The sequence below is a fragment of the Aldersonia kunmingensis genome (assembly GCF_001646865.1).
GTDB lineage: Bacteria > Actinomycetota > Actinomycetes > Mycobacteriales > Mycobacteriaceae > Aldersonia > Aldersonia kunmingensis.
In genome coordinates this window covers 1-7,601 of the sequence record NZ_LRRB01000100.1, presented here as the reverse complement: position 1 = coordinate 7,601, position 7,601 = coordinate 1, and the positions used below count along the sequence as shown (strand labels likewise).

The following is a 7,601-nucleotide window of genomic DNA, read 5'->3' as shown; positions in this document are numbered from 1 at the left end:
GCGCCTGGATCTCGCGGATGTTGCTCAGCAGCTTCGAGTGCAGCACCGCGCGGCCCTTCGGCGACGGCATCACCACGATCACCGGCAGCCCGTCCTCGATCAGCGCGATCGGGCCGTGCTTCAGCTCGCCCGCCGCGAATCCCTCGGCGTGCATGTACGCAAGCTCCTTGAGCTTGAGCGCACCCTCGAGCGCCACCGGGTAGCCCACGTGGCGGCCGAGGAACAGCACGGTCGGCGCATCCGCCAGCTCACGCGCGATCGCGCGGACGGCGGGGCCGGTGTCGAGCACGCGCTTGACGAGGTCGGGCATGGCCTCGAGTTCCTCGTACTCGCGGGCCACCTCGTCGGGGTACTTGGTGCCGCGCGCCTGTGCCAAAGCCAGGCCGACCAGGTAGTTCGCCGCCACCTGGGCAAGGAAGGCCTTCGTCGACGCGACGCCGATCTCCGGACCGGCCCGGGTGTAGAGCACCGCGTCGGCCTCGCGCGGAATCTGCGCACCGTTGGTGTTGCAGACCGCGAGTACACGGGCCTTCTGCGTCTTCGCGTGCCGGACAGCCTCGAGCGTGTCGGCGGTTTCACCGGACTGCGAGATCGCCACGACCAGGGTGGACCGATCCAGGACCGGGTCGCGGTAGCGGAACTCACTCGCGAGCTCCACCTCCACCGGTAGCCGGGTCCAGTGCTCGATCGCGTACTTGGCCAGCAGGCCCGAGTGGTAGGCGGACCCACAGGCGACGACGAAGACCTTGTCGACCTCGCGCAGCTCCTGATCGGCGAGCCGCTGCTCGTCCAGGACGATCCGGCCGTTCGCGAAGTGGCCGATCAGCGTGTCCCGCACGGCCGCGGGCTGCTCCTCGATCTCCTTGAGCATGAAGTAGTCATGGCCGCCCTTCTCGGCGGCGGCGAGGTCCCAGTCGATCGTGAACGGACGGGAGTGCACCTCGGTGTTTCCGTCGAAATCGCTGATCGTGTACCCACGGTCGGTGATCACGACCATCTGGTCCTGACCGAGCTCGACCGCCTCACGGGTGTGCTCGATGAACGCAGCGACATCGGAGGCGACGAACATCTCGCCGTCGCCGACACCGACGACCAGCGGGGTCGAGCGGCGCGCGGCCACGATCTGGTCCGGGTGGTCACCGTGGGTGAAGACGAGAGTGAACGCGCCTTCGAGCCGACGCAGCACGGCCATCGCGCTCGCCACGAAATCGCCCTTGGTGGGCCCGTCGGCGTAGGCGAGGGACACCATGTGCACGGCGACCTCGGTGTCGGTGTCGCTGTGGAACTCGACACCGGCCTCCTCGAGCTCACGGCGCAGCGGCACGAAGTTCTCGATGATGCCGTTGTGCACCACGGCGACTTTGGTGGTGACATCGCGGTGCGGGTGGGCATTGCGGTCCGTCGGGGCACCGTGGGTGGCCCAGCGGGTGTGCCCGATACCGGTATGGCCCGGGAACGCGTCAGCGCCGAGATCGTTGAGCTCGGCCTCGAGATTGTGCAGGCGACCTGCCTTGCGCTCGACTGCCGTCGCTCCTGCTCCGTCGAGAATCGCGATGCCGGCCGAGTCGTAGCCCCGATAGTCCATTCGGCGCAGCGCCTCGACCACTACGTCCAGGGCCGACCTGTGGCCGACGTATCCAACGATTCCGCACATGGGTATCCAGAGTACTTGGGTGCGAGCAGCGCGCGAATCGACGTCGGTGGCCGGTGCGTGTCGCATCACAGGCCGGATCCGACCGATCATCCGATACGGTCATCACCGTGCCGGAGTCCGTGAAGTCACTGCTCAAGAAGCTGTCCAACCGCGGCCCCCATCGGGTGCTCCGCGGCGACCTGGCATTCGCCGGGCAGCCCGGCGTCGTGTACACCCCGGCATCGGGCCTCGGCCTACCCGCAGTGGCCTTCGGGCACGGCTGGCTGACCTCGGTCGACAACTACCGCATGCTGCTCGAACACCTCGCGTCCTGGGGAATTGTCGCCGCCGCGCCGAACACCGAGCGGGGCCCGATTCCCTCCCATACGGGGTTGGCCACCGACCTGCTGACCACGCTCGACATCTGCCGCGAGGTACGACTCGGCAACGGTGAGATCAGCGTGCACCCGAACAAGCTCGCGGTCGCCGGCCATGGCATGGGCGCCGGTGCGGCGGTGCTGGCGGCGGGCGCCCGCAGCGATATCGCCGCGGTTGCCGCGCTGTTTCCCGCGCCGACGGCTCCTTCCTCGGAAACGGTGGCGGCGAACCTTCGCATCCCCGCGCTGATCGTCGCCGGTGCACTCGACCTGCATGCCTCCGATTCCAATGCCACCCAACTCGCTGCCACCTGGGGCGGGCCCGTGGTGCTGCGCTCGGTGGACAAGGCGCGGCACAACGGCGTTGTCGAGGGCCGCCGCGTGCTCGCCGCACTCGGCGCAGGCAAGTACGAGCGAAATACCGCCAAACTCACTCGGGCGCTTGTGACCGGGTTCCTGCTGAATACGGTCGGCAACGACAAGTCCTTCTCCGATTTCCGCGAGGTGGAGGCGCATATCCCGAAGACCACGACGGTGGACCCGCACGCCCCGATCGAGCCGCCGAAGCCCTCGGGGCTGAACCAGGTCCGCGCGATCATCGGCCGCTGAGCTGCGTCACCCCAGCCAACTGGTTGGCGGTTCTCGTTCAATCTCGGGCGCCGAAGGCGTGCGCGGCTGGGGCGTCCGGCTCCGGGTGAGATCCGTCGCAGACGGGTAAGCAACCGCGCGGTGGGGGCGCAATCGAGCCGAGCGCTCGCGGGTCGCCCTTCCGATCGCGTCGATGCGATCGACGAACCGATCGGTCGCCGCGCGGTGCTCGGCGGCGATGCGCTCGATCTCATGGCGGGCGCTCACAGCGGACCTGCCTCCCCCAGTTGGACCTCGGGGTTGCGGGTCGACTCCTCGTCGCCCGCGCTTGCCAGCAGCGGCTCACGCGGGGGCGGTGACGAATCCGCCTGTGCAGCATCGGGTTCGGGCTGTTCTACGGCGATGGCCGGCTCGTTCCGCACCCGCGGCGGCTCGCTCGGCGGATACTCCGGCGCTACGGCCGCTGGCGATGATCCGGGCGAACTCCCCTGCTGCGGCGACGCCTCCACCTCGGCGGACTCCTCCGACTCATCGCGCTCCCGATCGGCGGCGAGTTCGTCAACGAGTTCGGCCCCCGCGGTGAGCGCCAATTCCCCTGCCGCGATGACGATCCCGCCCGCACCCGCCAGCGCCGCCGCAGCGAGCCCCAGCGCACGCTCGTCCACCTCGGCCAGGGTGCGGTCGAGCACGCCCAAGGTCGATGCGACGGCATCGCTTGCGGCCCCGCAGATGTCGTCGAAGACCTCGAGCGACTCGTGCACGTGCGGCAGGAAAACCTCGTCGAGCCAGGCCCGGCACTCCGCATCGCTCGACTCGATGGCGCGATCCACCATGACCGCAATGGCCGGTGCCGAGCGGCCGTCGATGGTGTTCGGCAAACAGCCGATTGCGTCCGCACGGCCGCGGTTCGCGTCGGCGAGCGCGGTCTGCCCTGCTTCCAGGGCCTCCACCGCCTCGCGTACCGCGGCAAGGGCACTCTCGGCGCGATCGATATTGCCCAACATTGCCTCGTGGGCATGGGCTGCGCCATCACCGCGCCAGAAATCGGGCAGAGCTCGCGCCATGCGCGCCTGCTCCTGCCATTGCGCGTCGGCCTCGATCAATACGTGCCGCAGCACCGCCGCGTCTTCGCCGAGTGCCGCAGGATCGGCTCCGGCATTCTCGGCGTGCGCGGCATGGATCTGCTCGATCGTCCGGCCGATCGGCGCAACGCGCGCCGCGAGCGGCAGAAAGTCGGCGAAGTAGCGCAGAACCGACTCGGTCACAGCAGGTCCCGCAGACCAGCGGCGGTCTCGCGATCGGTCGCCGCTGCCCGATCGGCGGTCGCCGCGAGCTCGGCCGCAATGGCTTCGGTCACCTGCGCCCACTGCGCCAGCGCCCTCGAGATCGGCGTATAGCTGCCCGACCGCTGGTCGATCATTCGTGCGCAGGCCTCGAGCACCGCGGCCGAACGGTCGTGTGCGGTCGCCAGCGCGCGCACCGCGCCGAGATCGATTTCCAGCTCGCCGGCCACCGCGTCCCTCCTGAAATCCGCACAATCCGCCCTGCAGGATTGGACGCTGCGGCCAGCGCGCCGGTTCCGGAACCCGTGGCCGAAGGAACACGATCGGGCGGCCGGGTGTTGGCCTCTTACGTGACTGTCCCACTCTCGGTTCTCGATCTGGCGCCCGTCGGCACCGGCACTTCCATCGGCACCGCCCTGCGCAACTCGATCACGCTGGCGAAGGAAGTGGAGGCACTTGGCTACCACCGCTTCTGGCTCGCCGAGCACCACTCCATGCCCGGTATCGCCAGCTCCGCTCCCGCCGTGATGATCGGACAGGTCGCAGTCGCCACCGAGCGCATCCGGGTTGGCTCGGGCGGCGTCATGCTGCCCAATCACGCACCGCTGGTCGTCGCCGAACAATTCGGCACGCTCGACGCGCTCTTCCCCGGCCGCATCGACCTCGGCATCGGTCGCGCACCCGGAACCGACCAGGTCACCGCACACGCGCTTCGCCGCGGTCAGCTGGGCGCCGAGGACTTCCCGCAGGAGTTGGCGGCGCTGCGCGCGTACGTGGCCGGAGACTTCCCCGCCGATCACCCGTACGCCGCCATCACCGCTGTGCCTGGCCACGGCGCCCAGTTCGCGATGTGGCTGCTCGGCTCGAGCACCTACAGCGCCCAGGTCGCCGGCCTGCTCGGTCTCCCGTTCGCGTTCGCCCGGCACTTCTCCCCCGCGCAGACCATGCCCGCGCTTAAGGCGTACCGGGCGACGTTCAAGCCGTCCGACGTGCTGGACGAGCCTTACGCGATGGTCACCGTTTCGGTCCTTGCCGCCGATGATGACGAGCAGGCCCGCTACCTCGCCGCTCCGCAGAAGCTGGCCATGGCTCGCCTGCGTGCGGGCAACCCCGGCCAGTACCCGACCCCCGAGGAGGCGGCCGCCAATCCTCTGACGCCGCAGCAGGAGCAGCTCGTGAGCGGAATGTCGGGCGGGGCGATCGTCGGGTCGCCGGACACCGTGAGCCGTGGGCTCGCAGATCTACAGGCCGAAACCGAGGCGAACGAGATCATGGTCTCCACGGTGACCCACGCGCTGGAGGACCGGCTGCGCTCGTACCGCATCGTGGCCGAGGTCGCCGCCGACGCCCTCACCGCCGACCCCGCCTGATCCGGGGCAGACCGGAGCGCTCGTTCCCGGGCGCAAAACTTCAACCCGGGTGCGAAACTTCGCCCACACGAACACAATTCGCACCCGTTTGGCGGGTCCGATCAGCGGACGGACGACACCGTCTGCGCCAGTCCGTCGGCCACACGCTGAGCCAGCTCGATCTCGGAGGCTTCTACCATCACACGCACCAGCTGCTCGGTGCCGCTGGGGCGCAACAGAACTCGGCCCGTGTCACCGAGTAGACGCTCGGCCTCGGCGACCGCGTCGGCCACCGACGGTGCGGCAGCAACCGCGGCCTTGTCCGGGACCGGCACATTGATCAGCACCTGCGGAAGGACCTGCATGACGGCGGCCAGCTCGGCCAGCGATTTGCCCGTGCGCGCCATCCGGCGCAGCAACTGCAGCGCGGTGAGCACGCCGTCACCGGTGGTCCCGGCTGAGGGAAGCACCACATGCCCGGACTGCTCGCCGCCGAGGCTGAAGCCGCCGGAGCGCAGTTCGTCGAGAACATAGCGGTCGCCAACGGCGGTGGTGCGCAACGCAATACCGGCCTCACGCATGGCGATGTGCAGCCCGAGGTTGCTCATCACCGTGGCGACCAGCGTCCGGTCCACCAGTTCGCCGTCCTCGGCCATCGCGATCGCGAGGATCGCCATGATCGCGTCACCGTCGACCACCGCACCGGCGGCGTCGACCGCGAGGCAGCGGTCCGCGTCGCCGTCATGCGCGATACCGATGTCGGCGCCGTGTTCCACGACCGCCTTCTGCAGCTGCTCGAGGTGGGTCGACCCGCAGCCGTCGTTGATGTTGAGCCCGGTCGGCTCGGCATTGATCGCGATCACGCTCGCACCGGCGGCGCGATACGCGTCCGGACCGACACCGGACGCGGCGCCGTGCGCGCAGTCCACCACCAGCGTGAGCCCGCTCAGCGACGGCACACCGGTGTGGGCGAGATGGTCGAGGTACTGGCGGGCGGCTCCCTCGTCGCGCCGCACCCGACCGATGGCGGCTCCGGTCGGGCGGACGACGGTCGGATCGACCATCTCGGTCTCGATGCGGTCTTCAACCGTGTCGTCGAGCTTGTGGCCGCCGGCAGCGAAGATCTTGATGCCGTTGTCCGGCATGGGGTTGTGCGAGGCGGAAATCATCACGCCGAGGCACGAACCATAGTGGGCGGTGAGGTAGGCGACGGCCGGGGTCGGCAGCACGCCGACCGCGATGACGTCGACACCGGCCGAGGTAAGCCCGGCGATAACGGCGGCTTCCAGCATTTCGCCGCTGGCCCGGGGATCGCGGCCAACCACCGCAGTCGAATGTTCGATGTCGTGACGGGAAAGCACCCGGGCCGCAGCCGACCCGATCTGCATCGCCAACTCGGGCGTCAGCGAGGCATTGGCCAGCCCCCGAACTCCGTCCGTTCCGAACAACCGACCCATGTAGACCCTCCCCGGGGATAAACGAAGAGCAGGCGCCCGAATCATTATCGGACGCCTGCTCGTCGGACTTACTGACGCATCAGCGCTTCGAGTACTGAGGCGCCTTGCGGGCCTTCTTGAGGCCGTACTTCTTACGCTCGGTCGCACGCGGGTCACGCGTGAGGAAGCCGGCGCGCTTGAGCGCGGGGCGATCCTCGGCGGTGACCTCGATGAGCGCTCGCGCGATGGCGAGACGCAGCGCGCCGGCCTGGCCGGACGGGCCGCCACCATGCAGGCGAGCGTGGATGTCGAAGGTCTCGGTCCGCTCGACCGTGACAAGCGGGGACTTGACCAGCTGCTGGTGCACCTTGTTCGGGAAGTAGTTCTCGAGGGTGCGGCCGTTCAGCGTGAACTGACCGGTGCCGGGCACCAGGCGGACGCGGACGACGGCTTCCTTGCGGCGGCCGACAGTCTGGACCGGGCGCTCGATGACGATCGGGGCCTGCGGCGCCACAACGGCGTCGTCGGCCTCAACCTCGGCGAGGTACTCCTCGGTCACGGTCTCGATCGCAGCCTCTTCAGCCGCAACGTTCTGCTCTTCGGGCGCGGTCACTGAGCCACCTGCTTGATTTCGAAGGGCACCGGCTGCTGCGCGGTGTGGGGATGGGTCGGGCCCGCGTAGACCTTCAGCTTGCCGCCGACTGCGCGACCGAGCTTGTTCTTCGGGAGCATGCCCTTGACGGCCTTCTCGACCAGGCGGTCGGGGCGAGTGTCCAGGACCTGACCGACAGAGCGCGACTTGAGCCCGCCCGGGTGGCCGGAGTGGTGGTGCAGGAACTTGGTTTCCCGCTTGTTGCCGGAGATGGCAACCTTCTCCGCGTTGATGATGATGACGTAATCGCCACCATCGACATTCGGCGCGTAGGTCGGCTTGT

At 69.0% G+C, this 7,601-nt stretch carries 8 protein-coding genes; 2 read left to right on the top strand and 6 right to left on the bottom strand.

What is annotated here, in order from left to right; genetic code table 11:
- On the bottom strand, positions 1-1,654 hold a 1,654-nt coding region (glmS, locus tag A8G08_RS07320), incomplete at its 3' end, for a glutamine--fructose-6-phosphate transaminase (isomerizing) (RefSeq protein WP_068272139.1).
- A 107-nt stretch (positions 1,655-1,761) separates the two neighbouring features.
- Here glmS and A8G08_RS07315 point away from each other — a divergent pair.
- Positions 1,762-2,619: a dienelactone hydrolase family protein gene (locus A8G08_RS07315; protein WP_068272136.1), complete on the top strand. Its 858-nt coding sequence runs from the start codon at positions 1,762-1,764 to the stop codon at positions 2,617-2,619.
- Positions 2,620-2,861: 242 nt separating this feature from the next.
- On the opposite strand, the gene A8G08_RS07305 is transcribed toward A8G08_RS07315, so the two are convergent.
- Both A8G08_RS07305 and A8G08_RS07300 read right to left on the bottom strand, forming a co-directional pair.
- Positions 2,862-3,863 carry a hypothetical protein gene (locus A8G08_RS07305; protein ID WP_068272124.1) on the bottom strand — a complete coding sequence of 334 codons (1,002 nt, stop codon included), beginning with the start codon at positions 3,861-3,863 and terminating at the stop codon, positions 2,862-2,864.
- Positions 3,860-4,111, bottom strand: a complete 252-nt coding sequence (locus A8G08_RS07300) for a hypothetical protein (RefSeq protein ID WP_068272121.1) — start codon at positions 4,109-4,111, stop codon at positions 3,860-3,862. The genes A8G08_RS07305 and A8G08_RS07300 overlap by 4 nt, the downstream gene beginning before the upstream one ends.
- A 120-nt stretch (positions 4,112-4,231) precedes the next feature.
- Here A8G08_RS07300 and A8G08_RS07295 point away from each other — a divergent pair, with 120 nt between their 5' ends.
- Positions 4,232-5,251 carry an LLM class flavin-dependent oxidoreductase gene (locus A8G08_RS07295; RefSeq protein WP_084436008.1) on the top strand — a complete coding sequence of 340 codons (1,020 nt, stop codon included), beginning with the start codon at positions 4,232-4,234 and terminating at the stop codon, positions 5,249-5,251.
- A 101-nt stretch (positions 5,252-5,352) separates the two neighbouring features.
- Here the strand turns inward: A8G08_RS07295 and glmM are convergent, their stop codons facing one another.
- From glmM to rplM, 3 genes are all read right to left on the bottom strand, one after another.
- Complete coding sequence (glmM, locus tag A8G08_RS07290; RefSeq protein WP_068272118.1) at positions 5,353-6,687, bottom strand: phosphoglucosamine mutase; 1,335 nt, start codon at positions 6,685-6,687, stop codon at positions 5,353-5,355.
- A 79-nt stretch (positions 6,688-6,766) separates the two neighbouring features.
- Positions 6,767-7,279, bottom strand: a complete 513-nt coding sequence (gene rpsI, locus A8G08_RS07285; protein WP_084436007.1) for a 30S ribosomal protein S9 — start codon at positions 7,277-7,279, stop codon at positions 6,767-6,769.
- The coding region (rplM, locus tag A8G08_RS07280) for a 50S ribosomal protein L13 (RefSeq protein WP_068272115.1) at positions 7,276-7,601 on the bottom strand (326 nt) is incomplete at its 5' end. The genes rplM and rpsI, both read right to left, overlap by 4 nt.

What these genes read in the sequence shown, in the direction of transcription:
- glmM (WP_068272118.1), bottom strand. Translation starts at nt 6,687, where the DNA reads ATGGGTCGGTTGTTCGGAACGGACGGAGTTCGGGGGCTGGCCAATGCC.